The sequence below is a fragment of the Sungkyunkwania multivorans genome, assembly GCF_042675645.1.
Taxonomy (GTDB): Bacteria; Bacteroidota; Bacteroidia; order Flavobacteriales; family Flavobacteriaceae; genus Sungkyunkwania; species Sungkyunkwania multivorans.
The window spans coordinates 82,326-107,583 of sequence record NZ_JBHTJH010000002.1 but is presented as its reverse complement, the minus strand read 5'-3'; the positions used below and the strand labels follow the sequence as shown (position 1 = coordinate 107,583).

The 25,258-nt window shown below is 41.9% G+C and carries 24 protein-coding genes and 1 other RNA gene; 9 read left to right on the top strand and 16 right to left on the bottom strand.

Features of this window, described 5'->3' with window-relative positions; genetic code table 11:
* Window positions 1–76 precede the first annotated feature (76 nt).
* Entirely contained in the window at window positions 77–334 is a 258-nt protein-coding gene (locus ACFQ1M_RS01840) for a hypothetical protein (RefSeq protein ID WP_386402991.1), read from the top strand.
* Window positions 309–857 carry a Smr/MutS family protein gene (locus tag ACFQ1M_RS01835; protein ID WP_386402988.1) on the top strand — a complete coding sequence of 183 codons (549 nt, stop codon included), beginning with the start codon at window positions 309–311 and terminating at the stop codon, window positions 855–857. The genes ACFQ1M_RS01840 and ACFQ1M_RS01835 overlap by 26 nt, the downstream gene beginning before the upstream one ends.
* Here the strand turns inward: ACFQ1M_RS01835 and ACFQ1M_RS01830 are convergent.
* Entirely contained in the window at window positions 854–1,747 is an 894-nt protein-coding gene (locus tag ACFQ1M_RS01830) for a hypothetical protein (RefSeq protein WP_386402985.1), read from the bottom strand. The two genes, ACFQ1M_RS01835 and ACFQ1M_RS01830, sit on opposite strands and share 4 nt — an antisense overlap.
* A gap of 147 nt (window positions 1,748–1,894) precedes the next feature.
* Between ACFQ1M_RS01830 and ACFQ1M_RS01825 the strand changes: the two genes are divergently transcribed.
* On the top strand, window positions 1,895–3,043 hold the full coding sequence (locus tag ACFQ1M_RS01825; protein WP_386402982.1) for a cysteine desulfurase family protein: 1,149 nt from the start codon (window positions 1,895–1,897) through the stop codon (window positions 3,041–3,043).
* 56 nt (window positions 3,044–3,099) lie between these two features.
* On the opposite strand, the gene ACFQ1M_RS01820 is transcribed toward ACFQ1M_RS01825, so the two are convergent.
* From ACFQ1M_RS01820 to ACFQ1M_RS01810, 3 genes are all read right to left on the bottom strand, one after another.
* Complete coding sequence (locus ACFQ1M_RS01820; RefSeq protein ID WP_386402979.1) at window positions 3,100–3,732, bottom strand: hypothetical protein; 633 nt, start codon at window positions 3,730–3,732, stop codon at window positions 3,100–3,102.
* A 236-nt stretch (window positions 3,733–3,968) separates the two neighbouring features.
* Entirely contained in the window at window positions 3,969–6,437 is a 2,469-nt protein-coding gene (locus ACFQ1M_RS01815) for a TonB-dependent receptor (RefSeq protein WP_386402976.1), read from the bottom strand.
* 12 nt (window positions 6,438–6,449) lie between these two features.
* Window positions 6,450–8,150 (bottom strand): M23 family metallopeptidase, encoded by a 1,701-nt coding sequence (locus ACFQ1M_RS01810; RefSeq protein WP_386402974.1) that lies wholly within the window; start codon window positions 8,148–8,150, stop codon window positions 6,450–6,452.
* 193 nt (window positions 8,151–8,343) lie between these two features.
* Here ACFQ1M_RS01810 and ACFQ1M_RS01805 point away from each other — a divergent pair, with 193 nt between their 5' ends.
* The 4 genes from ACFQ1M_RS01805 (at window position 8,344) to rny (ending at window position 10,697) form a co-directional block, all read left to right on the top strand.
* Window positions 8,344–8,634 carry a hypothetical protein gene (locus ACFQ1M_RS01805; RefSeq protein WP_386402971.1) on the top strand — a complete coding sequence of 97 codons (291 nt, stop codon included), beginning with the start codon at window positions 8,344–8,346 and terminating at the stop codon, window positions 8,632–8,634.
* Window positions 8,635–8,640: 6 nt separating this feature from the next.
* Window positions 8,641–8,922: a cell division protein ZapA gene (locus ACFQ1M_RS01800; RefSeq protein WP_386402968.1), complete on the top strand. Its 282-nt coding sequence runs from the start codon at window positions 8,641–8,643 to the stop codon at window positions 8,920–8,922.
* Window positions 8,923–8,975: 53 nt separating this feature from the next.
* Window positions 8,976–9,082, top strand: a non-coding RNA gene (gene ssrS, locus ACFQ1M_RS01795) — 6S RNA.
* A gap of 49 nt (window positions 9,083–9,131) precedes the next feature.
* A complete protein-coding gene (gene rny, locus ACFQ1M_RS01790) occupies window positions 9,132–10,697 on the top strand; it encodes a ribonuclease Y (protein ID WP_386402965.1) in 1,566 nt (521 codons plus the stop codon).
* A gap of 60 nt (window positions 10,698–10,757) precedes the next feature.
* On the opposite strand, the gene ACFQ1M_RS01785 is transcribed toward rny, so the two are convergent.
* Window positions 10,758–11,225: a hypothetical protein gene (locus tag ACFQ1M_RS01785; RefSeq protein WP_386402962.1), complete on the bottom strand. Its 468-nt coding sequence runs from the start codon at window positions 11,223–11,225 to the stop codon at window positions 10,758–10,760.
* Between the two features lie 269 nt (window positions 11,226–11,494).
* Here ACFQ1M_RS01785 and trxB point away from each other — a divergent pair, with 269 nt between their 5' ends.
* Window positions 11,495–12,463 carry a thioredoxin-disulfide reductase gene (trxB, locus tag ACFQ1M_RS01780; protein ID WP_386402959.1) on the top strand — a complete coding sequence of 323 codons (969 nt, stop codon included), beginning with the start codon at window positions 11,495–11,497 and terminating at the stop codon, window positions 12,461–12,463.
* 103 nt (window positions 12,464–12,566) lie between these two features.
* Here trxB and ACFQ1M_RS01775 read toward each other — a convergent pair whose 3' ends face one another.
* The 11 genes from ACFQ1M_RS01775 to ACFQ1M_RS01725 form a co-directional block, all read right to left on the bottom strand.
* A complete protein-coding gene (locus tag ACFQ1M_RS01775; protein ID WP_386402956.1) occupies window positions 12,567–12,980 on the bottom strand; it encodes an ACT domain-containing protein in 414 nt (137 codons plus the stop codon).
* Between the two features lie 65 nt (window positions 12,981–13,045).
* A complete protein-coding gene (locus tag ACFQ1M_RS01770) occupies window positions 13,046–13,879 on the bottom strand; it encodes a class I SAM-dependent methyltransferase (RefSeq protein WP_386402953.1) in 834 nt (277 codons plus the stop codon).
* 161 nt (window positions 13,880–14,040) lie between these two features.
* Window positions 14,041–15,432 (bottom strand): M61 family metallopeptidase, encoded by a 1,392-nt coding sequence (locus ACFQ1M_RS01765; protein ID WP_386402950.1) that lies wholly within the window; start codon window positions 15,430–15,432, stop codon window positions 14,041–14,043.
* A gap of 195 nt (window positions 15,433–15,627) precedes the next feature.
* Window positions 15,628–16,470 carry a C-GCAxxG-C-C family (seleno)protein gene (locus tag ACFQ1M_RS01760; protein ID WP_386402947.1) on the bottom strand — a complete coding sequence of 281 codons (843 nt, stop codon included), beginning with the start codon at window positions 16,468–16,470 and terminating at the stop codon, window positions 15,628–15,630.
* A gap of 138 nt (window positions 16,471–16,608) precedes the next feature.
* Complete coding sequence (locus ACFQ1M_RS01755) at window positions 16,609–19,878, bottom strand: VCBS repeat-containing protein (protein ID WP_386402944.1); 3,270 nt, start codon at window positions 19,876–19,878, stop codon at window positions 16,609–16,611.
* Between the two features lie 181 nt (window positions 19,879–20,059).
* Window positions 20,060–20,563: a nuclear transport factor 2 family protein gene (locus ACFQ1M_RS01750; protein WP_386402941.1), complete on the bottom strand. Its 504-nt coding sequence runs from the start codon at window positions 20,561–20,563 to the stop codon at window positions 20,060–20,062.
* A gap of 9 nt (window positions 20,564–20,572) precedes the next feature.
* Window positions 20,573–21,145, bottom strand: coding sequence for a hypothetical protein (locus tag ACFQ1M_RS01745; protein ID WP_386402938.1), 573 nt, complete (start codon window positions 21,143–21,145; stop codon window positions 20,573–20,575).
* A 29-nt stretch (window positions 21,146–21,174) separates the two neighbouring features.
* Window positions 21,175–21,903 carry a head GIN domain-containing protein gene (locus tag ACFQ1M_RS01740; RefSeq protein WP_386402935.1) on the bottom strand — a complete coding sequence of 243 codons (729 nt, stop codon included), beginning with the start codon at window positions 21,901–21,903 and terminating at the stop codon, window positions 21,175–21,177.
* A gap of 43 nt (window positions 21,904–21,946) precedes the next feature.
* Window positions 21,947–23,665, bottom strand: a complete 1,719-nt coding sequence (locus ACFQ1M_RS01735; protein ID WP_386402932.1) for a PspC domain-containing protein — start codon at window positions 23,663–23,665, stop codon at window positions 21,947–21,949.
* A complete protein-coding gene (locus ACFQ1M_RS01730; RefSeq protein ID WP_386402930.1) occupies window positions 23,658–24,002 on the bottom strand; it encodes a PadR family transcriptional regulator in 345 nt (114 codons plus the stop codon). The genes ACFQ1M_RS01735 and ACFQ1M_RS01730 overlap by 8 nt, the downstream gene beginning before the upstream one ends.
* Before the next feature lie 101 nt (window positions 24,003–24,103).
* On the bottom strand, window positions 24,104–24,574 hold the full coding sequence (locus tag ACFQ1M_RS01725) for a DUF4870 domain-containing protein (RefSeq protein WP_386402927.1): 471 nt from the start codon (window positions 24,572–24,574) through the stop codon (window positions 24,104–24,106).
* A gap of 204 nt (window positions 24,575–24,778) precedes the next feature.
* Here ACFQ1M_RS01725 and ACFQ1M_RS01720 point away from each other — a divergent pair, with 204 nt between their 5' ends.
* Entirely contained in the window at window positions 24,779–25,234 is a 456-nt protein-coding gene (locus tag ACFQ1M_RS01720; RefSeq protein ID WP_386402924.1) for a DUF4442 domain-containing protein, read from the top strand.
* The last annotated feature ends 24 nt before the right edge of the window (window positions 25,235–25,258 follow it).

Here is a 25,258-nt window from a genome sequence, read left to right as displayed (position 1 = left end):
TTCGTGATTTGTGGCGAAATCCTTTAACGGCCGAAAAATAGAAATTATTATGCCCATGAAATTAAATTATCGGTAAATGGTACGGAATACTAGAGAAAAGGTATTTTATCTGCTGATCTTGATCGGTGCAGCGCTCGTAATTGTATATATAGCAACATCTTATGAATATAAAAAGTTCATTGGAATGGCTGGTTTTCTAATCCTTATGACAGGCTTGTTCAATTTGTCAAAGACCATCAAAGAGAAACCAGTAAAAAAGGATTCCTTTGTCGTTACCGAAGAGCTAGAAGAGGATCAAAACCAGCAGGATGATGCAATTGAAAATAGGAGATAGGGTAGCGCTTTTAGACGAATTATGGGAGGCCACCGTTATCGCGATCGATGCGGAAGAGATCACTGTGGAGAATGACGATGGCTTTGTAATAAAATTTGATGCGAAGGAATTGATAAAGCTTCCGGAGGAAGCCCTTCAGGTATCGGCGGTGGATCTTAAGTCCATACTGAGAGAAAAAGAGACCACTAAAAAGAGGTCATATAGGAAAAAACCCAAAGAACGCAATGCACCAGCTATGGAGGTCGATCTGCATATCCATAAGCTAACCCCATCGACGAAAGGTATGACCAATCACGATATGCTAACCCTACAATTGGATACCGCGAAGCGACAGCTAGAATTTGCCATTCGCAAGCGCATACAAAAAGTGGTCTTCATACATGGGGTGGGTGAAGGGATCTTAAAATTGGAGCTGGAATACCTATTTAGGCGCTACGATAATGTTAAATTCTACGATGCCGACTATAAAAAATATGGACTTGGCGCCACCGAGGTCTATATTTTACAAAACACAACCGATTAATTGTTCAACACATTCAGTTCTGGGTCGACAATGGTCAAGGTTCCAAAGCTAAATGAGGTGCCGGAATCATCTATGACATTGATGGTGTTGCCGTTCTCATTGGTCAATGAAAGATTCTCAAAAGTAAGCGTATTATTAAGTAGCCTGTTGTAATTGTGAATTAGGTCATTTGCTGGGATGTCAACCCCAGTGTTGGTCACTTGACTTAGCTCAAGATAATCCGGGGTTCCGTTGTCATCGGCATCATAATTGTTTGGGCGCGTTCCTGCAGTGGTCTCATTGCGCGTTGGTACATTATCACCATCGTCATCCGCGTCCAGATAGTCTGGCGTACCATCATTGTCGGTATCATCTGCCTCCCCATCATTGTCCTTGTCAAATTCCATAGCGGTAGGGACATTGTCGCCGTCATCATCAAAGTCGAGATAGTTAGGGAGACCATCCATATCAGTATCATCATTGTCTTCATCTCCATCGCTATTAAGGTCCTCTTCCTCCGAAATAATGCCGTCGCCATCGTCAAAGGTCAAAACGTTTCTAAAGGTACCTCCGCTGTAAGCACCTGTCCATTGTTGTATGACCGAGACATCCGGGTCTGGAACTGTTCTACAGAAAAAAGTAGACCCATTACTTGCAAAGGCAAAATATTCAAGCGGGGACGTACTTTGGCTTAGGCTAACGGTCTGATCGGGAATCGTATCATTGATGCTAGAAGCGAGTGTTATGAATATGGCTTCTGTCCTTTCCTGGTTGAACATATAATAGACAAGGTCGCCTTCTGTGCATCTGGCTACAGAGCTTTCATCAAAATTAAGCTCATCGACAATGAAGTTCCCATCATCGCAACTAAAGAAAGCTAAAAGGCCCAATAAAAGCAGGTATTTTTTCATATGTAAGACTTCCATTTTCAACAAAAGTAAGGCAACATACAATTATAACGAAGTCTATGGTAGATAATTTTATTTGAAGTATTTTTGACGATAACTTAGCGATGGCCCTGCCAATTGTTATATTCTTCAATTTGAAAACACTTCGGTTTGAAAAGAGTTTATCTAGATAGTGCTGCTACCACGCAGTTGCTGCCTGAAGTCGCAAACAGGATGCACCAAGTATTGCTGGACACCTACGGTAACCCATCCTCAACACATAGTTTTGGTCGTTCGGCCAAAACATTGATAGAGACTGCGAGAAAGACCATTGCAAAGCAACTCAATGCCCTGCCGCAAGAGATCATCTTTACCTCGGGCGGTACTGAGGCCGACAACATGGGCATGCGTTGTGCTGTCCGCGACCTTAAGGTGAAGACGATCATCACTTCCAAGATCGAACATCATGCCGTGCTGCATACCGCTAAAGAATTGGCTGAAGAGTATGGTATCGATCTTAAATTTGTTTCACTTCAAGAGGATGGCAATCCCAATTACGAGCATCTCGAACAGTTGTTGATGGCAGATGATACAAAAAAACTGGTCAGTTTAATGCATGTCAACAATGAAATAGGGAATATCCTCGATATCGATCGAGTGGCCGAATTATGCGAAAAATATAATGCCTTCTTCCATTCGGACACGGTGCAATCCATTGGGCATTTTCCTTTAGACCTGCAAAGGACCAAAGTGCATTTTTTAACTGCGGCTGCTCACAAATTTCATGGGCCAAAGGGAGTCGGCTTTGCGTATATCCGAAAAGATTCAGGCCTAAAGCCTTTGATCTTTGGTGGTTCGCAAGAGCGAGGATTTAGGGCCGGTACAGAGAGCGTGCACAATATTGTAGGGCTCGAAGAGGCCTTCAAGATCGCCTATGAGCACTTGAAAGAAGATGCTTCCTATGTTATGGAGATCAAGCAATATTTTATGCAGCAGCTCCAAGAAGCCTTACCAGGGACCGTCTTCAACGGAACTTGTGCCGATTGTGATAACAGTACATACACCTTGGTCAATGCGCGTCTGCCTCTATCACAGGAAAAATCGATGATGTTGCTGTTTCATTTGGAGTTAAAGGGTATCGCTTGTTCTAAAGGCAGCGCTTGTCAATCCGGTAGTGAGCAGGGTTCACATGTCTTAACGGAAATTCTGTCTGAAGAGGAGTTAAAAAAACCCAGTGTACGTTTTTCCTTTAGTAAATTCAATACAAAGGAAGATATCGATTATACTGTGAACGTATTGAAGGAGTTTGCGTTTAGTTGACAGTTGGCAGTATTTAACTTTTAGTTAAAAATGTAAAGACATATTCGACTTTCTATCTAGTCTTTATCATAGGGAAATTTTCGCGATGCTTTTCGCATCATCGCCTCTACGATGGCAAAAGTATTTCGACCCGACTTTCGGTTGATGGTCTTCGCATATTTCCAGAGGAGCTTTCCGGTGCTGCCGTCGCTCACTTTGATGCTTATTCTTCCAAAATTGCTCTTACCCCTAAAAATGGAAACGATATCAAAAGAGTCATCGATATCTTCAGAAATGATGGTGCTTAGAAGGAGATTCCCAGAAATTAGCCCATCGACATCCAAGATCTTGCACAATTCTTGGGTGGTATAGGTATCAAGGTTTTGGAGGGTAATATTATTTCGCTTCAGGATGGTATTGGTATCTTCTATATTTTGAAACTCCACGGTGAATTTCTTACGTTTCTTGCGTTTCAGAAAATAGGATTCGAGCGCATTTTGAACAGTATAGCTTTCTTTATTCTCCATTTCCTCTAGTTTTTCCTCACTCAATTTTTCGTCGAGTTGAAGCGTGGTTAGAAAAGGAATGATCGCCAGCTCTTTGTGATCTTTGCTAAGCTCATCGAAGCGTTTGCTTACATAGATATTCTTTTGGCCGAACATTTCAGCAGAAAAGATAAGCAATAGTAATATGAGGTTTATTTTTTTCATTTTTCTTTCGACAAAATCCTCTCTTTATATCCAATAAGGAGGCACAAACAATTTTAAATATCCAATGATTTCCTATTTCCGCGCACTCTACACATTATAGACAATCAGTCCAAAAACCATACCTTCTTTTCACTGCGATGATCATTGTTAATAGTTTTCTTCAAAAGAATCAGAAATCGCAGTGGATCTTAATCGATATTAGATAAATGTAACCACCTAATTATCAGTATTATGAATTAAAATTTCATGCTCAGCCGTACATTAAACACCCTTTGTGTCATAAAATTCGGAATTCCAAATTCTCTTTGGGTGTACACATCTCGGACCCAAGTATTGGTGATGGAGTTGCGTACATCAAAGATATTGAATATCTCCGCACCGACGCTCAGTTCTCTGAACTTGTGTAACCAATGTCCTTTGGGGTAGGTTTTCTTACCATCCGTTAACACATAAGACACCCCCACATCGGCGCGCTTATAGTCCCTTAATCTATTTTGAAATATGTAAGGATCGGCATAACTTGGCGAACCACCTGGCAGGCCTGTATTATAAACAAGATTCAGATACATCTTCAGATCGGGGATCCTGGGCACATAATCCTGAAATAACATGGCAAACTTTAAGCGTTGGTCCGTAGGTCGCGCAATATAGCCTCTATTGTCTATATTCTCTTCGGTCTTCAAATATCCAAAACTTATCCAAGATTCGGTCCCTGGAACGAATTCACCGTTCAGTTGTAGTCCAAAGCCATAAGCATAAGCCTTTGCGTTGTTGCGCGCTCTATAGCGGATGCGCACATTTTCGAGGGTGTATGGATTTACATCTGTAAGGCTTTTGTAATAAGCTTCTGAAGTAAGCTTAAAAGGTCTTCCCCACATCTCAAAACTATAATCGTTTCCAAGGACCAGGTGTATGGATTGTTGTGCCTTTACATTTGGCTGAACAACACCCATCGAATCTCGTAACTCTCTATAGAATGGTGGTTGGTGATACCACCCTCCCGAAATTCTAAATAGCATGTCCTTTTGCCACGCAGGTTTTATAGCAAATTGGGCCCTTGGGCTAAAAACGGTTTGTGAAGAATTGCCGGCCGTGGCCTCATCATTAACGCTCCAGTGATGTGCCCTAACACCAGCATTATACCAAACTTCATGATCGCCCCAATCGTCGCGTTGACTCCATTGCACGAAGCCAGAGACACGGTCGATCACGGTATTATTTCTCGCTCTAATGTTCTCAAAGGCTTCCAGTGGACCTTCGAACGGAGAATAGGGCTGGTCATTGAATTCGGACCCTGGTGGGCGAATGGCGAATCCGGCAGAATCGATCACTTCCCATTCAACAACACGATCGCGTATGTCTTCTCGGGTATATTTTACACCCCAATCGATTTGCGTATCATCTTCCGTATAGATTCCTCTATGTTCTAAGTTAAAGATCAATGCGTCGAGGTCATTTCTTGCATGGGTGAGTTGCGAGCCTATCCCTTCAGAAAATTCGACCTCTCCAAGATCATCCCCACCAATATCGCTATTCACTTCCCCAAGTCGATATTGTGCCAGAATATCAAAATGCTCTTGCTCTGTGGTATGGTATGCAGACCCAATGAGCTTTAACGTAAGCTTGTCGTTAAGAAAATAATTGGCTTTTAAGGCGCCGAAGACGGTTTGATACTCATCAACTTCTTGTCCTTCATAGAATACCAGCAAGGCAATTGGATTTTGGAGGGTGCCAAAATTTGTCTGCCTCGTGAGCGGTTTATAATTGTATTTGTTCAAAGAGATGTTTCCTAAGAAGTTGAGGTGAAACTTTCCAGAGAATTTATAAGTGAAATAGGTTTGTGCATCGATAAATGTTGGTCTGAAGTTGGTCTCGGTCTCTTTGGTGTTCACCAAAAGGCTATTGTCCCTATATCGCAATCCCGCTACACCTGAAAGCTTTCCGTTCGGGGTGATCCCTTCCACATAGGCACTTCCACCTAAAAGCGATGCATCCAAACCAGCGCCAAAGGCTACAGGCGTTTTATAGCTAATGTCTAAAACAGACGATAATTTGTCTCCAAACTTGGCTTGAAAACCACCGGCTGAGAAGTCGACATTCTGCACCAGGTCGGGATTCACAAAGCTAAGCCCCTCTTGTTGTCCAGACCTTATTAAGAAGGGGCGGTATACTTCAATTTCATTTACATAGATGAGGTTTTCATCAAAATTTCCTCCTCGAACCGAATATTGTGTGCTTAATTCATTGTTGGAATTGACCCCAGGCAATGATTTTAAGACATTCTCAACCCCAGCATTGGCACCAGGGATCAATCGAATGGCCTTTGGAGATATGGTTTTAATGCCTTGAACCGCTTTTCTTCTATTGGCGGTGACGATCACCTCCCCAAATTCCTCAACTTCAGTGTTCATGATAGGATTCAGCTCATAATCGTCGTCTTTTCCTAAAGTTAGGGTCACACTGCTATTCTTGTGCGAGATGTGAGAAAAGATAATGGTGACTTCCCGCTCTGCCGGAATTTCGATCAGATAGAATCCATTCTCATTGGTCTGTGAACCTTCACCTGTGGAAGTTATGATATTTACATCGGCAAGTCCGACATTATTTTCGTCGAGTACAACTCCCCGAACGGTTGCCGTCTGTGACCATGACAGAAAGAAAGAGATAAGAGAAAAAAATGCTAAAAGGTTACGTAGCTGTTTCAATATAGAGCTAGTTTAGGGTGATGGATCTTTTCGATAAAAAGTGGAAGCAAAAGTAGTACTATTTCCCACATTATCGGTAACGGTAAGTTTTAAATTATGTTTTGTCCCATCCAATTTTTTATCATCGAAATCATAGGTCAAGGTGTTGGTCTTATATTCATATTCAAATAGCACCCATTCCCCGTTGATAGTTCCCCTATAGCTTTTTATTCCACTAAAGTCATCATCGATCTTCACTTTTAGGTTCTTTGCATTTGAAAGCCACTTTCCTTCTGCAAAGTTCATTGGTTGTATCGTTGGAGCAATGGTGTCCTTTGCGAGAAAGTAGGTGCCAAGACTTTTAGAGCGCGCCTTGAAGACAGGACTGTTTCGTTTGGCCGATACAAAGGAGGCGGAGCCATCGCTTTCTAGCATGGCGATGAACATTTTGTCCAATTCAGCGTCTTCATAGGCAGAGGCATCAAAGCTGATGGTGAAATTTTTGTGCGCGGGCACTTTATCGTTATGCAATATGAGTGTATCGTTCTCCTCCCTTAGGTCGATATAAAAATCATCGTAAAAGGTATTCTTGGCAAAGTATACCGATGTTTTCTCAAACTCATAATTATTATCGCGATTTGCAACAAGATACTTATCTGTTTTTTCAATCATTTTGGGTTCTTTGATCGGTAATCGCTTCCCTTCGATCGGAATTTTAATCTCAGTCATGTTGCCCGCAAAATCTTCGATCGCTATTTCAACATCGTAGCTTAGGCCTTCTGCAATTGTTACATAGCCATTATTCCGCTCATAAATACTCAACCGATTCGCAGGTACTTTATAAAGTCGTTGTACTCGCTGGCGAAAAGTCTTATAGTGCTCATAGTCGATGAGCGTGTTGATATATCTAGATTCGGCAAAGGAGAAGGTCTCAAAATCATAGATGAGTCTAGGCGCGCCATTGACGAACATCTGTATCTTATAAATACCATTCTTGTTCCATGCACCATCCTGCCTGTCAAAAGTGTTCAATCCAAAACCAATGGTGCCATTTGCATAGATCTTATTGGACACATAGATTCCGTCCTTATTTCTATTGATGTTCAATTTAACGATATCATTCGATCTATTTACCTGCGAGCTGTCGGTTATGGCATAGGCGAAGACCTCTTTTACCGTTGGTTCTCTCGAATCGGGAACTTCGAGACCAAACCATAGCGGGTTGATGATATGCTCGGTGGCGGTATCTCTTATTTCAAAGTGAAGATGTGGACCTGCGGACCCGCCCGTATTACCGCTCAAAGCGATGATCTCCCCCTTTTTAAGGGATAATTCGTTCGGATCGGGATAGGCTTGTATCTGGTAGCTCTCTTTAGCATATTGTCTCTTTTTTATGTAGGCTTCTATCTTGGGCGCGAATTTTTGTAAATGCGCATAGACAGAAGTGTACCCATTTGGATGAGTAACATATAATGCTTTTCCAAATCCGCCATGAGCTATTTTTATACGTGACACATAGCCGTCACCTATGGCCAATATATTCAAACCTTCTCTTCCTTCGGTTCTAATATCTATTCCAGAGTGAAAATGATTGGATCGCAATTCGCCAAAGGTACCCGAGACCACGATTGGAATTTCAACAGGAGACATGAATGTATTGGCGGGATACTTCTTTTGGGAAAAAGAAAGCCCGCAAGTGAGCATTAATGCCGTGTAAATAAATTTTTTAAACATAAATCACAAGATTGTTGCTAAATTAAGTTTTTGAGGTAAAACTTTAAAGTTTTTGATTTACAAAAACAAAGCCAAAGTACCAGAACCGATACTTACTTTAAGCAGGAAAAGTCTTAAAAATTGTATCAAAACAGTTGCTCAGTTGACCAAGGTATGTTAACTTTGTCTTAATCCAAATAGAATTGGAGCACTAATGAGTGAGCTTTCGAAAATCATTGAGAGGCTAGAAAACAACGTAAAGCAATTATTGCAAGAACGAGAAGCCTTGAGAGTTGAAAATCAACGACTTTCTAATGAGATTTCAGTTTTCGAAGGAGCGTTGGCCGACAAAGAAGCATTGCTTTCAAACTGGCAAGAAAAATACGATTCACTCAAGATGGCCAATTCTATGGTGGGCAGTAACGAAAGTAAAACAGCTGCAAAGCTAAAAATAAATACCTTGATCAGGGAAATAGATCATTGCATTGCTCAACTTTCAGACTAAAACAATATGGAAGATAAGCTAAAGATCAAAATTTCGATAGCCGACAGGGTGTACCCGTTGACCATATTGCCAAGTCAAGAGGAAGGATTGAGAAAGGCTGCTAAGAAGATAGAGGCCATGATCAAACAATTTGAGCAGAATTATGCCGTGAGGGATAAGCAAGATGTGCTGGCCATGTGCGCTTTGCAATTTGCAGCACAGGTAGAGCAACGAGGTATTGATGAGGAAAATATAAATACAGAAACAATAGAACGGCTAAAGGCGTTAAATGAGCTATTGGTTTCTTAGAACACGTTCTTTAAATATAAGGTTACTGCCTACACTAGTTATTTTTTTGATAAACTCAACGTTATACAATTAAAAAGGGTGAGTTTAGGTTGCAAAAGCATGCCGCCACTGAGCGGATCCTTGAACAACTTGTTAGCCCTAATCCTGTTTTTAGGAGTTTATACAAAACTCACACTAGTGTAGGCTTTTTTTATTAATTAAATTTTATAATGGATAATATAACACTAACCATCATAGTGGGGGTTGCAGGACTTATATTTGGTTTTGTGATCGCTAAAATGCTTGAAAGGGGAAATGCCTCCAAGGTTGTAGGTAATGCAAAGAGAGAGGCCAACAGCATTATTAAAGATGCGGAGAAGGAAGGAGAAAGTATCAAGAAAGATAAGATACTTAAGGCGAAAGAGCGATTCTTAGAGCTGAAGGCAGAGCATGAGAAAGAGATTTTGGCAAGAGATAAAAAAATGGCCGAAGCCGAGAAGCGTATCAGGGATAAGGAATCTCAAGTCTCTAGCGAACTATCAAGAAATAAAAAACTCAACGAGGAGATTCAAGAGAAAGTAAAGGATTATGATCACCGTTTAGATTTTCTAAATAAGAAACAGTCAGAACTCGATAAACTTCACAAGAGCCAGGTCGAACAATTGGAGGTCATTTCAGGGTTGTCAGCGGAAGACGCCAAAGAACAATTGGTAGAATCATTGCGATCAGAGGCGAAGAGTGATGCCATGGCATTCATCCAAGAGTCGATGGAAGAGGCTAAGCTAACGGCGCAACAAGAGGCCAAGAAAATCATCATCAATACCATTCAACGTGTCGGAACCGAGGAGGCCATCGAAAATTGTGTCTCTGTATTCAATCTAGAGTCCGATGATGTAAAGGGTCGTATAATTGGAAGGGAAGGGCGCAATATCAGGGCGATAGAATCGGCTACGGGAGTTGAAATTATCGTAGATGATACTCCAGAAGCCATCATCCTCTCGTGTTTTGACTCCGTGAGAAGAGAGATTGCCAGACTTTCACTCCACCGATTGGTCACCGACGGTCGTATTCACCCAGCACGGATCGAAGAGATCGTGAAGAAAACCAAAAAACAGATTGAAGAAGAGATCATCGAAGTTGGGAAGCGTACGGTAATCGATCTAGGTATCCATGGGTTACATCCAGAACTGATCAAGGCAGTAGGTCGAATGAAATATCGTTCTTCTTACGGCCAGAATTTGCTACAACACTCGCGAGAAGTAGCCAAATTATGTGGTCTGATGGCTGCCGAACTTGGATTGAACGCCAAACTTGCCAAGAGGGCTGGTCTTCTTCACGATATAGGAAAAGTGCCTGAAGAGGAAACAGAGATCCCTCATGCCATACTTGGAATGCAGTGGGCAGAGAAGCATGGAGAGAAGCCAGAAGTGTGCAATGCCATTGGGGCTCACCACGACGAAATAGAGATGAAATCACTGCTTTCGCCGATCGTACAGGTGTGCGATGCCATCTCTGGCGCAAGACCTGGAGCGAGAAGGCAGGTATTGGATAGCTACATTCAACGACTCAAAGATCTGGAAGATATTGCTTTTGGATTTAGTGGAGTTAAAAAGGCATATGCCATTCAAGCGGGAAGAGAACTTCGCGTTATTGTTGAAAGTGAAAAGGTAAGTGATGATGCTGCGGCACAACTTTCCTTCGAGATATCTCAGAAAATACAGACCGACATGACCTATCCTGGTCAAGTGAAAATCACGGTGATCAGGGAGACAAGAGCGGTGAATATCGCAAAGTAGGCGATATCGAATTTGTTTTTATTAGAATTAAAGAAAAGGAGCGATTTTATTGCTCTTTTTTTATTCTATTCTCACATAATTTTCCGAAAAGATACGTTCGCCGTTTTCGTCAAGACTGATCTGGCTGAAAGTATCTTTATCTAGAATGAGCTCAAAGTTGAAAACCCGCATGGTATCGATGATCTTAAGCATGGACGCGGATCCATATTCGATGGTTTCTTGTAAGGTAGAGTCCGTGATGTTATAGGTGCCATATCCGTACCATTCTACCGAATCGATGGGCACCTTTCTAGACCACATGATCTTTCCTTGGTGGTACATCTTCACTTGACGATAGCCTTGGCTGTAGTCCAAACTGTCCAATACTGCACCGTCCTCAAAAAAATATTGATTTTTCATTTCCCAAACGCCTTCGATGGAGGGAGTCTTATTCGTGTCCTCTTCAGAAACACTTGTTTTCTCATTACCTGGCTTGCAAGAAAATAGGAGTGCTATCAGAACTAAGAATAGCGGAATGATATTCTTCATGGTTTTTCGGTTTAGAGGTTAAAAATCAGGATGTTACTTCCTATTAAAGATACGGATTTTTAAATAATCTTTTTGAAGTTGGATTCTTACACGATCACTACTTCGGCGGCGCTAATTTTCAGCTTTCTTCCGCCTTCTTGGATTTGTAAGAATATTCGGTAACGCTATTGATAATTACAATATGTTGATAACAACTTTTAATAAATAGGACGTAAGCTTTTTTTAATAAATGCTACTTTTGTTATATGGATTTTTAGAAATTAACGATTATGTCAGATACAGTAGAAAGAATAAAAACATTGATCATAGGTTCTGGCCCTGCGGGATACACTGCGGCGATCTATGCTGCGCGGGCAGATCTGAAGCCTGTGATGTATACCGGTATGGAACCTGGGGGACAACTTACGACAACTACGGAAGTCGATAATTTTCCTGGATATCCTGAAGGGATCGATGGCCCAACAATGATGATACAATTGCAACAACAGGCGGAGCGTTTCGGTACGGAAGTCCGTATAGGAATGGTCACTTCTGTATCGTTCAGCAAAGAATATGGCGGAATTCATAAGGTTGTCGTTGACAATAACAAACATATCGAAGCAGAAACGGTGATCATCTCAACTGGAGCAACAGCCAAATATCTTGGCTTGCCAAGTGAGCAGCGTCTTCGTGGAGGCGGTGTTTCGGCCTGCGCGGTTTGCGATGGCTTCTTTTTTAAGGGGCAAGATGTCGCCATCGTAGGTGGTGGTGATACCGCAGCCGAAGAGGCAACCTATTTGGCCAATATATGCAACAAAGTGACCATGCTCGTCAGAAAAGGCGAGATGCGTGCCTCTAAAGCAATGCAGCACCGTGTAAATAGCGTATCAAATTTAGAAGTACGATATCATACCGAAGTTGATGAGGTTTTGGGGGATACTGTGGTCGAAGGGCTTCGTATGAAGAATAACCAGACTGGAGAGACCGAAGAGATTGCCATCACTGGATTGTTTATCGCCATCGGACATAAACCGAATACCGATATCTTTAAAGGACAGCTTACGATGGATGATGCAGGTTATATCATTACAGAAGGAAAAAGTACCAAGACAAATATCCCTGGAGTGTTTGCATCGGGCGATGTACAGGATAAAGAATATCGTCAGGCGATCACCGCAGCAGGTACCGGTTGTATGGCCGCCTTGGATGCCGAGCGCTACTTGGCTGCCGTGGCAAGCAAAGAGACGGTTGAGGCCTAATTAAGATGGATACAATTTTAAAGAACCACGAGCCCTTGGGTTCGTGGTTCTTTCTATTTTTTACCTTTTCAAGGATGTCTATCTTACCTCCATTGGATATTCTTTACAGCTGATCTGTCTCCGCTTTTTTTGATAGATCTCTCAAGACCTTCATCGCCTTTTCCGCATCTTTTTTATCCACAAAAATATGATCATGATAATAGCCAGCTATCACATTGCAACTGATGTTGTGATCGGCCAAGGCAGTCGAGAATAGCGCAGTAAGACCCACCGCTTGTAAAGACGAGTGGACCATTAAGGTGATCCACGAAGCGATATATTCGTATTTGAGGTTTAACTCGTCTGCCTTTTCCCGTTTCATCACGACGGTCGTTCCTTCGAGTTCTTTGAATTCGCATATCGTATCATTTCTATCGATCTTTCGAAGGTCTTTTACTGAAGAGAATATGTATTCTCCAGAAATGAGTTTGGGGGTCATTCCTTTAATCAACTTATGTATATTCGTTTCCCCAGTCATTTGATTTTACTTTTGACATCTTTTAAAGATAAACATCAAGGAGGATACAGGACTCATATCTATATTTAATAAAGGTTTTTCCTGTAAACACCGCTATGTAGCGCCAATAGGCCATCCTTCAAATGGGATAATAGATTCGACAGTTTTGGTTTGGTGGTTTCACCCATAAGAAGATTCAGTCCTATGCTAGGCGGACCAAATTCTTGAAGATTTACCATCATGATCTCAAAAAAATCAATTCCAGCCTTTGTTTGATCAATCGCATTCACTTTAACGACACCTAACTGGTTCAACAGCTTTTCCATTTGGGCAAATGTGAATAGAAAACTCTGGTTAGCATTACTCGCCCAAGGCATGGGATAAGAAATGTTGCCTTTTGCCGAGGTAAAGATGTCATAGTACAGCAAATGCCCACCATGTTTCAAAACGCGAAAAATCTCTGAATAGAATCTTTCTTTATTAGGTATATTCATTTGAACGTGTTGTGTCCATACCACGTCGAAAGAGCTGTCCTTAAAAGGAAGATCAAGGGCATTTCCGTGCACAAAGGTGGTCTTCTTGTCCAGTTTAACGAGTTTGGAAAGTTGATTGGCTGTTCTTATATATTCTTTGCTCAAGTCTATTCCAGTCGTTTGACAGTCAAATTCATCGGACAGCATTCTGCAGGGTCCACCGAGGCCACAACCAACATCCAATACATTTTTGCCATGTAGGTCGATCAACCCGGCAAGCTCTTTTGAAACCGCAGCACCACGAACATGAAATTCATCTACCCCCAAGATATTGGCTCTCGTTACATTTTCTATATCGATACCTTGCTCTTTCAATTTGCCAACTATCACTTCAAATAACCCTTCTTTCAGATAGTGATTTTCGATTGCTTTGCTCAAATCTTCCATTCCTAAAGAATTTGTTTGGTCTGTGGAGGTTGTGGGCATGGTTGTTAAAGGCGATGTCACCTGTCTTTTTGCCCTTTGCTAAAGATAGTCAATATGAAAGAATTACTATTGTGCAGCGACCTTGGAGTCGCAAATACTACTTTATATGAATGATCAGGGCTTCACTTTCTTGGGGATCCTTGCCATTTCGACCAAATATTGGTAAGATCGACTCCTGTTGATTTGGAGAGGATCGGTATGATCTCTTCGTATTTGAAAGCACGCTGATTTTCTTCAGTCCATTGCAACAATCCGAGAAGGGCATCCTTGAAGGATTTCTCGCCATTGGTCGAACTTTTAATTTTTGTGTCCATTTCATAGGCCATCAATGCTCCTCGCGAAAAGAGATTTCTTCCGATATCAAAATCCAAGGAATATTGCGTTGATCCTAGCCGGGATAACTCCTTAAGCGATTTTTCTTTGATAAATGGGGGTGCAGATGCCAATACACCTCTAAAAAATTGGAGACCCTCCGGACTTTCTAAAACCTGTGTCATCACATACCAGATGAAGCCTTCATTTAGCCAAATGGTTTCAATGATAGGGGCGGTTCCCCAATCGTAAGGACGATATCCTTCGCCATAAGATCGAAGGGGGATCCAAGAATGTCCCATATGATGAACGATTCCACCGATTTTAGCATCACCATCAACTTCTTTTATGGCGCTCGAAGTGTCGAGACTGGCGGTCATGCTATTCATATGCTCCATGGAAAAACCATAATCATGTTCATCACTTAGAGGTTCCAGGAATTCATAGCAGAGAGTGTAGTGAGGCATTGGAATATAACCGAAGTATTCGGACAGACCTTCTAGGCTCAATAAGGCTCTCCTGCCAATCTCATTGATGTCGATAGCGGTTTCGGCATAGACCGCAATGACCAACGGAATCTTTGCTCCCTCCACTTCTAGCAGTTGTAAATCTTTCCCCAGAAGGTATTGCGCATCTACGAGTTCGGCATAGTCTGTGACATTCATGGAATGTTCAGCGAGAAAATGTTGCGTTGGATCAAGTGTTGTGAAAATTGGCCAACTTGCATCACTCTTAATCGTCAATTCTATGGGATTTCTTTCCTTTCCAAGCACTTTTCCAAAAACCGAGTAACCCAAAATCCCCAAATAATCATCTCTCACCTTGGAGCTGGCAAAAGCGCCTTTCAGTACTACCTCCATTTTCGAGATATCCACGGTATAGGATATTTTGGAAATTATCTCTTTTCCCTTAAAGATGAAGTATGAGCCGATGCCGCGATAGCCTTTTAGGATGACTCCTGACTTGGTCCTTGCTTGGACATTTTCTACAAAACTTATATAATCGGTTATCTCATAGGCGCCTGGGGCACTCCTTGGAATTTGAAGACGCAAGGTTTCAGTATCTGCCGCATCGACTTCAATAATCACTTCGATCTTTTTTGAATTGGCAATATGATGCAAGGTATATCTTACCATGTCGGTCTGTCCAACTCCTAAAAAAGTTACAAGAAATACGAAGGGTAAGAGATAGTATTTGGTCATGATTTGAATTCAATTTGATCTTCGGCATCTAAGTCTTCTATGGCCGAGCGATGGACGGATATTTATGCTAAAGATACATATTACATCGAGATCCATATAGTGGAAAGTAGGACTTTGCAACATGGTATGAATGACAAAAGATGATGCTAGCCTGAAATTGTAGAAATAGGCTCTTAAAATGCGTACAAACTAAGGTTATGAGTGCACCAAGGCTTCGATCAATTCGCTACATCCACCATTTTTGATAAATCGCGAATGGTCATCTATGGTTTCGAAAGAATGTCCCGATATTTCGGTACATAGAAATTTGGAATCGGTGGCATCTTCAAAAGCTTTTAGGGCTTCCTTTGCATGTGGGTTATTAAAATAGGGTGGATTCTTGCCTGGATGTTCTCTGCACCAAGCAAGTGTTTTCATCCAAATGGCTGCACTTAGTGCTCCACAGGCATTACCACTTAAGCCTAGACCACCCGCAAAACCGGCTACCATCGCTATTTCTTCCTCGCTACCTCCCATCTTTCTCACTACTTCCGAGGCACAGCTTAGTGGTTTATGGTTGAGCTCTATCTTTTCTGTCAATCCGTCCTTTGCTGTTTCAATGGCCTCTGGGGCCCATTGTTCTGCTAGATTGAAGCATTGACTGTTTTTCATGCCTTTGAGCGTTATCTTCAGCATGAATTTCATCATTCCAAATACGCTGTTCAGGTCACAGCCTGTGATCTCTCTACAGCTGATCGTTTTCGACCGATCGTAAAAGGATTCGATGATCTGTTGTGTTGCGGTAACGGCGATGGCGGTGGCCTTGTCAAGGTCATTATTGCGTCTGTAAGATTCCGCACCAATGGCGAGGGCCGACCCCCAGAGCATCCCACATTGATGACCGGTATTCATGATGCCGCCAGCCAGGTTGTCCAGCGCTCGCACTTCTGCTTCCTTGGGATAGCCAAACTCGCGATTAAGAAGATGACCGAAGGTCTGAGAACAAGTACCACATTGCTTAAAGACCTTTTTGGTGTCGTTGATCGATGTATCGTTCATTGCTACACTTTTTTTGATGAGATATAGAATAAGAATTTCATCAAAATTGCGCAATGATTTATGTCACATGGTAATGAAAATTACTGGGTAAGAATGTGTTAAAACTTGGTCAGGCGTCCATGTATGAATATCACTAGTTTATATTTTAAATACATCCATCTTTCCATCATTATTGGTAACCAATATCATACGGTTGAGGATGGCTATGTTTCTTGCATCACCACTGGTCACAAAGCCAGTATCCGAACTATTCAGGGTTGAAAATTTACTACCATCAAAGTCAAGAACTGTACCTCGTGCAGCGTCATAGCGCATCGTTTCTACCTCCACATTAAAGAGATTCCCAACAAGAAGCACTTCTTCCTTTCCGTCGTTGTCTATGTCTGCAAAGGCAAAATCACTCACTGGACCATACTGTGCTTTCAGAGGTAATTGCCTAATTGCAAAACTACCATCGCCTTTGTTTTCCAGGTACACACTATGTAGCATATTGGCCTCGTAATGTAACGCTGTTTCCAATTGGTCACCGTAGATATCCTGCAAGCTGGCACTCGCGAAGGAACGGTAGTCCTTAAATTTTTCTTGGATAAAAGGCATTTGTTCCGACGAGCATTCGCGACCCCTTGAGGGTACCAACTTTCCGTTGTAATTGCTGCTCAGCACCACATCGTAGGTGCCGTTTTGGTCAAAATCGTCACAATACACATGAAAGGCCTTTTTCTCGCTGGCTTTGAATTTCGTGTTCAAACCAAGGTTGCCAGCAAAGTAATCCATGTCGCCGTCGTTGTCCATATCACGCTCGGCCAGTCCAAACCATAGGCCGACAGTCTTTTCAAGAGAAGGGATATTCGCTTTACTAAAAGTACCCGCATCATTTTTAAAAATGGTAATGGCCGACCATTCTCCTACGATCATCAGATCTTCATCCCCATCCTTGTCATAATCTGTAAATAATGCTGCAGACACCATTTGGTCGATGGCAATTTCGTTTTTGGTGAAAGTTCCATTATTGTTTACCAATAGATACGATTTTGGTGCATAGGGATACTTATCGGGAATGATCCTTCCGCCTACAAAGAGATCTTGATCGCCATCCTTATCGATATCTGCTGCAACGACTGGAGCACCACTTTCGGTCATCTTTGGCAAAGTTCCTTTAGAGAAATTACCGTTTCCTTGATTGATATACAGTCGGTCTTGATATCCGTTGCTGTTAAAAGGTAAATGCGTACCACCACTTACCACATAAAGATCTTGGTCGCCATCGCCATCACTGTCAAAAAAGATGGCTCCGGTATCTTCGAAAGCCGCATCTTTTTGCCAGGGACCGGTTTTTCGAGAAAAGCTACCAGTATTGTTTTGGACATAAAGCACACCAGCTTGCCCAGCCGCGCCACCGATAAATAGATCTTCTAGGCCATCACCGTTTACATCTGCCTTAGCTAGACTAGGACCCACATTTGATTGAGAGTGGGGCAGAAGCACCTGCTGCTTGTAGTCGTTGATCTGATCTTCTTCATGTCGAAAATCAACACCTGAATTTAAGACTTCGGTAAGTAATGCCTCAGAATTGTTTGATGGGGTATATGCCACTCTTTCGGACGAAGCATAATAAACGGTCCTCGTGCTATTGGCTTTCATCGTAAAATTTGAAGCCGTTCTATCGGGCCATATAACACTTACCTCGGCAGTGACATTATCATCGAGGCCAAATACGAGCGGATGGTCTACCGAAGAAAGATAGCCTCGAGTGGTATACAGTTCTTGCCATTGTCTGCCATCCGAGGTGGACACTTCTACTTTGGTGCCAATCGCTTGTGGATTTTTTGGTTCACCTTTCAATAATAGTTTTACAAAATTTCCACCTATACCATTGGCTGCTTTATTTTCATAGAGCGAAGCGTTGCTTCCCATGTTATTGGTTACAAAGTCCAAGTCGCCATCATTGTCAAAATCAGCCGTCGCAACCCCATTGGAATTATAAAGACTTGGCTTTGCCCATTCTCCTGAGACATCTTTGAATTTAAGGCCACCTTCATTCTTATAGAATATATTCTCGGAGATGTCGCTAGGAACGATATTCAAGAGGTCATCCAATGAAATACTACCGGTTTCATTCTTTTTTTTGTCGGCTTCTGCCTGAAGGTCACGATATAGGAAATTTTCTTTGATTCCATTGGTGATAAAGAGGTCTTTGTAGCCGTCCTGATCCATATCGAAAAACAGGGGTGCCCAACTCCAATCGGTTTTCGCGATTCCGGACAACTGGGCGATTTCGCTATAGGTGTCATTTCCATTATTTACATGTAAGGTATTGAACATGTATTGTGAATGGTATCCATTGTTCTTTAGCACATTGAATTTTTTAACATTCATCGATGCCATGTATGCCTTGGATCGAAAATGATCGGCAATGGCCATGTCAACCACAAAGACGTCGAGGAGTCCATCGTTGTTGATGTCTACCATCTCATTGCCCATGCTGTTGTAGGAGATATGGCGGAAATAATCTTCGATCTCGTTTTTGAAGGTCTTGTCTCCTTGGTTGATGCACAGTACATCGGGCTCTTCAAAATCGCTGCTGATGTAGAGATCGGGATAGCCATCTTTGTTGATATCGCCAATCGCTATACCATGGCGGTATCCGAAATTGACCAAATTCGCACTACGCGAACGGTCGACGAATTTGCCGTTGATATTTTCATAGAATATATCGGTCTGTATTTTTCCAGCTTTGATGTCCTTCATGTGCTGAATTGCATCCTTGGTCTTGAATTTAGGATCTGGGTGATTGAGCAGATACATGTCCAAGTCGCCATCTAGATCGTAATCAAAAAAGGCCGACTGGATAGAGTAGTCGGTACTTTTTAATCCATATTGAGCGGCGGCTTCGGTAAAGGTATTGTTCTTGTTATTTATATACAGTCGGTTGGTGCGTTTACTGATATCTTTTGAGGGGCCTGATCGGCATACGTAGATATCGAGCCAACCATCGGCATTGATGTCTATCATGTTCACGCCAGTACTCCAGCCCTGCAGCCCAGCAATACCCGAGGTAGTGGAAATATCCTCGAAGGTCATGTCGCCCTTATTCAAATAGAGCTTATCATCTGAGGAATTTCCGGCAAAATAGATGTCTGGCAAGCCGTCATTGTTAATGTCGCCTACGGCAACACCGCTCCCGTTATAAAAGAACTCATAGTTGAGATAATTCTCCTCGAAGGTCTCTTGTACATTATTTACAAAGTATAATCCACTTTCTTTAGGGTCTTTGAGCGTAAAAAGTTCTTTGGGAGATGAACTTTTCGTGGCATTTACCTGTTCCTTTTCAGCTTCCTTTTTCCCGGTTTCTTTTCCGCAGGAAATCACCAAAATGGCGATACCAAATAAATATAAAAACTGTTTCATTAAGTCGTTGGGTTGGATATCAAATATATAAAAAAGACTGCCTATTCCATAGTAATGGAACGGCAGTCTTCAACAAACATGTAAACTGTACCAAAGATGCGTTTCAACTTCTTTGGGATGAAGCCATTGGCTTCGTAACTATGGAAATATAAAATGGTTGGTCAGGGTGCTTTTAAAGTTTTTATTTTAATGGTATTTGTTTTTGTTGGTGATCATAGCTCAATACGCGTTTTATTTTCCATTTGCCATCTATGAGCATCCACAAATGCGTGAACTTAGCGATGGTGTAACTGTTTCCCTCTTTAAGTCCTGAGGCAGTTTCATAAAACAGGTGTTCACCCGTTTGAATGGCAGCATATAGTCTTCCTTCATCAGCAAGGGGAAATACTTTCAGGCTTGATTTGATGAGTTCTCGGGTAGTTTTTCCTTGATCTTTACAAAGCCCATTCTTTGTGGTCTCTATAAATTCCTCCTTTCCCAAGGTCATCCCTCCTTGATCGTGATAGAATTCAAGGTCATCCGAGATCAGCATGTTCAAGACCTCATAATCGCAGGTCACAAAGGAAGCGGTAAAGATTTGCTCATCCTTTTCTGCTAGCAGGTCGAAGAGTTCTTTTTCATTTGACTGGGCAAAGCACAGATGTGCGACAAGGAAGAATATTATTGTGATCAATGATATTTTCATTTTTCTGCTTTATCGGGTTTGTGTCTTTAATTTTGAAACTGCGAATAAAAATCCCCCTCGTATAATTTTGTGTACCACAAATGATAATAGAAGCAATACTAGTCCGAACGCTATGGGCAAGATACCGCCAAAGGTAAATGCCATTCCCAAGACAAAGCCCAGATAATATTCCGGCTTGTGCACAGAGATGAACAGGGCCAGGACCACTGGGAGATATATAAAATATTGCAAGATGTACTCTAGATTCAACTCCCAGAAGGCTGCTGCCGTAATTCCGAACAATAGTCCGCCGATGAATCGATACATCGCTTCCTTTACCAGTGCCTTCTCATCAAAACCTTCCGTTGGTAAGGATTCTTTTCTTATCCTTTTCTGAATAATAGAAAGTAGTATCCAGCTCAACGACGGAATCGTAATGAGTCCCCACCAATTGGAGATTCCAGGCATATTGTCGTCTGCCAGAAGATGATGTGTGATGACACCACCATTAAGATGCTCCCATAAAATAAACAAACCAACCACGAAGGTGATACCCAAAACGATAGCTGGTTTGTATTTCAATAAGCTTTCAGCGTTTCTCATAACAGTAGATAATGTGTTGCGTGCTACTGTTAGTATTTATGAACGCTGCCGGATGCAGACTTATTTTTGGTAACATTTTCAGGATTACCGCGATATCGGATGTCAGCACCACTACTGGCATCTGCCTTTAATGATTCGGTGACATGTAAGGCGATATCAGCACCACTGCTTGCATCGGCCATACAGGTCTTAACGATGAGGTCCTCAGCTTTGATGTCTGCTCCGCTACTTGCATCTGCTATTAGAACATTGGCGGTACCAGCGACCTTGATATCGGCACCGCTGCTGGCATCACAGGTAACTTCGTTTGCTTCGATAATGACCTTAAGGTCGGCACCGCTGCTCGCGTCCAGTTCCAATTTGTCCGCTTTGATCGTCTCTTGGGCATAAAGGTCGGCGCCACTATTGCTATATAGCCTGTCGATGGTGGGCAGGCTTACATATACTTTTTTAGACTTTGCACGACCGATACGCTCTTCTGTATGAACTTTCAACATACCATCTTTGATGTCCGTTGAGATCAATTCGATGATGTTGTCATCGGCTTCTACTTCAATGCTAAATTTCTCCGCCTGGGTCACATATACATCGATTCCTTCGGTGGCCTTAATACCTGTAAAATCTTCTGTGATCTCTCTTGTCTCGGAAACGACATTGCCGCTTCCTCTTTTTCCTTCTCCCCAGTTTATATCAAATTGGCAGGAAGTAAGTAAGATACCCATGATAGCTGTAACGATTACTTTGGCTAGTGTGCTCATAATTGTTGTTTTTTGATTGATGATTACTATTTACTGATTAAAATTATTGTTCATTCGTTTTTACTTCTACTCCGTCTTCGTCGATCTTCACCTTGAATTTGCCGTCATTACTTTTGACATTGATGTCCACGCCATCTTCATTGATGATCAACTTATTTGATTCATCTTCATCCGTGTCTGACGATTTTTCTGGACAGTTTAAGCAGATGAGTCTATTACCCTCTCCAATTTTCCAGAGTTTTCCTGCGGCGCTTCTGCGATAAAAATCTTGGTCCAAACGAATCCTCGATGAAATATAGTCATAGGTAGAATCGTCAAGATCTACAACGGCACCTTCTGGTAAATACAAGGTGATGAATACATTCTGGTCACGGAACTTCGCATCGAGATCGGTAAGGAAAAATTCGTCTAGAGCGAGTTGGTTGCCCAGCAGTGTATAGTTGAATTCGATATCACTGGCATGTGCTCTTGCATTGGCATAACTGTTCCCATGAGATTCCTTCTCTATTTTGATATAGGCCACGGAGTCATTAGACCTTCGGATGTTTAGATAGACTTCTTCGGAATACAATTTATCATTTCCATTATCCCCGTAAACGATATTTACATTAGAATTTCTAAACAGGCGATCCTCATAGGCCTCGTTGGCTGCCATGGCGACCTTTAGGGTGTCAGCTGGACTTATGTATAGTTCTTTCTTTTCAGAAATACTTCCTTCGAAGGCATGTTCTGCGGCTTCTTTGGCACCGATCACTATCAAAGAGATGATGGACAACAGCCAGAGACCCAACAATGAATATTTGGCGGTTCTGCCGATTGATTTTAGGTTGTCGACCAATATCTTCAAGCCAAGTATCAACAAGAAGAAAAATGGAATTCCTATAGCAAAGAATGCGAGCATCGAGACTACCCAAAGGGGTACGCCCGTAACATTGGCCATATCAGCCAGATCCCAGCCTGGGAAATGAACGATATCTGCAATTCCCACCGAGAAGAATCCTACGAACAATCCGATCAAAGTGGCTGCAGCGACGATGATCAAGATGATTCCAATGAATTTGATGATGATCTTAAAGAAAAATGCGATGATATTTCCAATGGCTTCAAAGAAGGAGGTGGCACCAGACTTTGCCTTTTTTCCCATGCCTTCGTAGTCGGCATTCTTCACTTTGTCTGTAACATCATCAAATCCTTCTTTGACCTTTTTTTCAATATTTGAGATGTTGACCGGCTTTCCCCGCATTTCCAGTTTTTCGGCGGTTGTTTGAGCTGCAGGAATCAATACCCATAAAAGGATATATATAAGGATAAGAGAACCTCCAGAGAAGAAGGTAAGTATGATCCATAATATTCGTATCCAAACGGCATCTATACCTAAATAATGCCCCAAACCTGAGGAAACACCGCTTATGTATTGGTTGTCTGTATCTCTAAACAATTGTTTGTAGGTACGCGTACGTGGCTTCTCTTTTTTTGGTTCATCTTCAAAGATCTCATCGTCCACAAGATAATCTTCGGGCTGTCCCATCACCGCTATCACCTCGTCCAATTGTTTCATACCGATGACCTGACGGTCGTTTTCCATCTTTTCGGTAAAGAGCTCAGAGATACGTGCTTCGATATCGGCAATGATCTCATCTCTACCTTGCGAATCGGTAAAGGATCTTCGAATCGCGTTGAGATAGCGCTGTAGCTTGTTATAAGCATCTTCATCAATATGGAAGAAGGTGCCTGCAAGATTTATGTTTATTGTCTTATTCATTACTAGTTGTTTTTTGGCTTGTTACTATGTTGACGGCATTCTGTAATTCGTTCCAAGTAGTGTTGAGTTCGTTCAAGAAAGACTTTCCGATCTCTGTGAGCGTATAATACTTTCTCGGTGGTCCCGAAGTGGATTCTTCCCAACGATAGTTGAGCAATCCAGCATTTTTAAGCCGCGTGAGTAGGGGATAGATGGTTCCTTCTACGACGAGCATCTTTGCGTCTTTTAAGGTGCCCAGAATCTCGGATGCATATTTGTCTTCTCCATTGAGAATGGACAGAATGCAATATTCTAGCACGCCTTTTCGCATTTGTGCTTTTGTGTTTTCTATCTTCATTGTGTCATGATTCTAAAAGTTAAACTGTTCGTTTTTTGATGATGGTGCCGAGCCTAGGTTCGACTTGATTGATTGATGAATGTATTCGTTTTTTGTTGATGCTATTTTAAAAAGTTAATAGTGAACGGATATTTATAGTATTCCCCATTGTTCGCCTTTATCGCGGCACTGATGGTGCAAAAAATGTCCAAAGCCAAAAGCGCTAGACTGATCATGGCAAAAATTCCTAGGAATATAAAGGAACCACCATATCCATTAAAATGATGAAAATCAAAGTCTACGTGATGACGATTATGATCCATGATGTCTACAAAACCTACAAAATCCCATGCAAAGATCAAGAACAGCGGAATTGCAATAAAGCCCAAGGCCACACTATATAATAGGATGCTTACTTGAAAGTTGATGGCCTGTTTCCCGTGATAATCCACGTATTCTGACTTGTCGCGATTGGTGGTCCACAGAATGAGGGGAATGATAAAATTCCCAAAAGGAATAAAGTATTTGCTAAAGGTGGAGACGTGTACCACGGTTGCAAGATTTTTTTGATGTTGATTGATTGATGAGTCCATTCGTTAGTACTTGTTTTTTGATCGATGATAGCTTGTTGGGATAGTCGAAATCTAAAACTATATAATTCTATCCTATGCAAATATATATCTAAAAGAAGGTATTATGCAAAACATAGTACTAAAAATTAACAAAAATTTAAGAAATGCTAAAAGTTCAGGAGCTAGGTTTTTTTCCATAATTTAGACGAAAATAAATGTGAGCAAATGAAGGTGACCCCTAGAAAACTCAATATGTTCCTAATGCTGAGGCTACCATCGGCTTGGCTAACAGGAATACGTGTGAAAAGCATCAATGAGAAAACCTGTGTTGCAACGGTAAAACATCGTTGGATCAATCAAAATCCTTTTAATTCCATGTTTTGGGCAGTGCAGGGAATGGCTGCCGAGCTCACCACTGGTGCCATGGTCACTGCACAAATAAGAGAAACTGGAAAGAAGATTTCGATGTTAGTGGCCAACAACAGTGCCAATTTTTCAAAGAAGGCTACAGGTAGAATCACCTTCACATGCAATGACGGAGATAAAATTGAGGCCGCTTTGAAGAGAACCATCGAAACAGGCGAGGGGCAGACCATTTGGATGCAATCGGTTGGGGTGAATACTGAGGGGGTGGTGGTCTCTACCTTTAACTTCGAATGGACCGTACGAGTTAAAAGTTAACGGCCAAAGGTTAAAGATTCTCGG

Excerpts from the sequence above, each read along its gene's own strand:
- ACFQ1M_RS01775 (WP_386402956.1), bottom strand. The coding sequence starts at position 12,980 with ATGACTGGGGAAACGAATATACATAAGTTGATTAAAGGAATGACCCCC.
- rny (WP_386402965.1), top strand. The coding sequence starts at position 9,132 with ATGGATAATATAACACTAACCATCATAGTGGGGGTTGCAGGACTTATA.
- ACFQ1M_RS01720 (WP_386402924.1), top strand. The coding sequence starts at position 24,779 with ATGAAGGTGACCCCTAGAAAACTCAATATGTTCCTAATGCTGAGGCTA.
- ACFQ1M_RS01740 (WP_386402935.1), bottom strand. The coding sequence starts at position 21,903 with ATGAGCACACTAGCCAAAGTAATCGTTACAGCTATCATGGGTATCTTA.
- ACFQ1M_RS01840 (WP_386402991.1), top strand. The coding sequence starts at position 77 with ATGGTACGGAATACTAGAGAAAAGGTATTTTATCTGCTGATCTTGATC.
- trxB (WP_386402959.1), top strand. The coding sequence starts at position 11,495 with ATGTCAGATACAGTAGAAAGAATAAAAACATTGATCATAGGTTCTGGC.
- ACFQ1M_RS01755 (WP_386402944.1), bottom strand. The coding sequence starts at position 19,878 with ATGAAACAGTTTTTATATTTATTTGGTATCGCCATTTTGGTGATTTCC.
- ACFQ1M_RS01820 (WP_386402979.1), bottom strand. The coding sequence starts at position 3,732 with ATGAAAAAAATAAACCTCATATTACTATTGCTTATCTTTTCTGCTGAA.
- ACFQ1M_RS01800 (WP_386402968.1), top strand. The coding sequence starts at position 8,641 with ATGGAAGATAAGCTAAAGATCAAAATTTCGATAGCCGACAGGGTGTAC.
- ACFQ1M_RS01830 (WP_386402985.1), bottom strand. The coding sequence starts at position 1,747 with ATGAAAAAATACCTGCTTTTATTGGGCCTTTTAGCTTTCTTTAGTTGC.
- ACFQ1M_RS01805 (WP_386402971.1), top strand. The coding sequence starts at position 8,344 with ATGAGTGAGCTTTCGAAAATCATTGAGAGGCTAGAAAACAACGTAAAG.
- ACFQ1M_RS01725 (WP_386402927.1), bottom strand. The coding sequence starts at position 24,574 with ATGGACTCATCAATCAATCAACATCAAAAAAATCTTGCAACCGTGGTA.
- ACFQ1M_RS01745 (WP_386402938.1), bottom strand. The coding sequence starts at position 21,145 with ATGAGAAACGCTGAAAGCTTATTGAAATACAAACCAGCTATCGTTTTG.
- ACFQ1M_RS01730 (WP_386402930.1), bottom strand. The coding sequence starts at position 24,002 with ATGAAGATAGAAAACACAAAAGCACAAATGCGAAAAGGCGTGCTAGAA.
- ACFQ1M_RS01770 (WP_386402953.1), bottom strand. The coding sequence starts at position 13,879 with ATGGAAGATTTGAGCAAAGCAATCGAAAATCACTATCTGAAAGAAGGG.
- ACFQ1M_RS01760 (WP_386402947.1), bottom strand. The coding sequence starts at position 16,470 with ATGAACGATACATCGATCAACGACACCAAAAAGGTCTTTAAGCAATGT.
- ACFQ1M_RS01810 (WP_386402974.1), bottom strand. The coding sequence starts at position 8,150 with ATGTTTAAAAAATTTATTTACACGGCATTAATGCTCACTTGCGGGCTT.
- ACFQ1M_RS01735 (WP_386402932.1), bottom strand. The coding sequence starts at position 23,665 with ATGAATAAGACAATAAACATAAATCTTGCAGGCACCTTCTTCCATATT.
- ACFQ1M_RS01750 (WP_386402941.1), bottom strand. The coding sequence starts at position 20,563 with ATGAAAATATCATTGATCACAATAATATTCTTCCTTGTCGCACATCTG.
- ACFQ1M_RS01785 (WP_386402962.1), bottom strand. The coding sequence starts at position 11,225 with ATGAAGAATATCATTCCGCTATTCTTAGTTCTGATAGCACTCCTATTT.
- ACFQ1M_RS01765 (WP_386402950.1), bottom strand. The coding sequence starts at position 15,432 with ATGACCAAATACTATCTCTTACCCTTCGTATTTCTTGTAACTTTTTTA.
- ACFQ1M_RS01835 (WP_386402988.1), top strand. The coding sequence starts at position 309 with ATGATGCAATTGAAAATAGGAGATAGGGTAGCGCTTTTAGACGAATTA.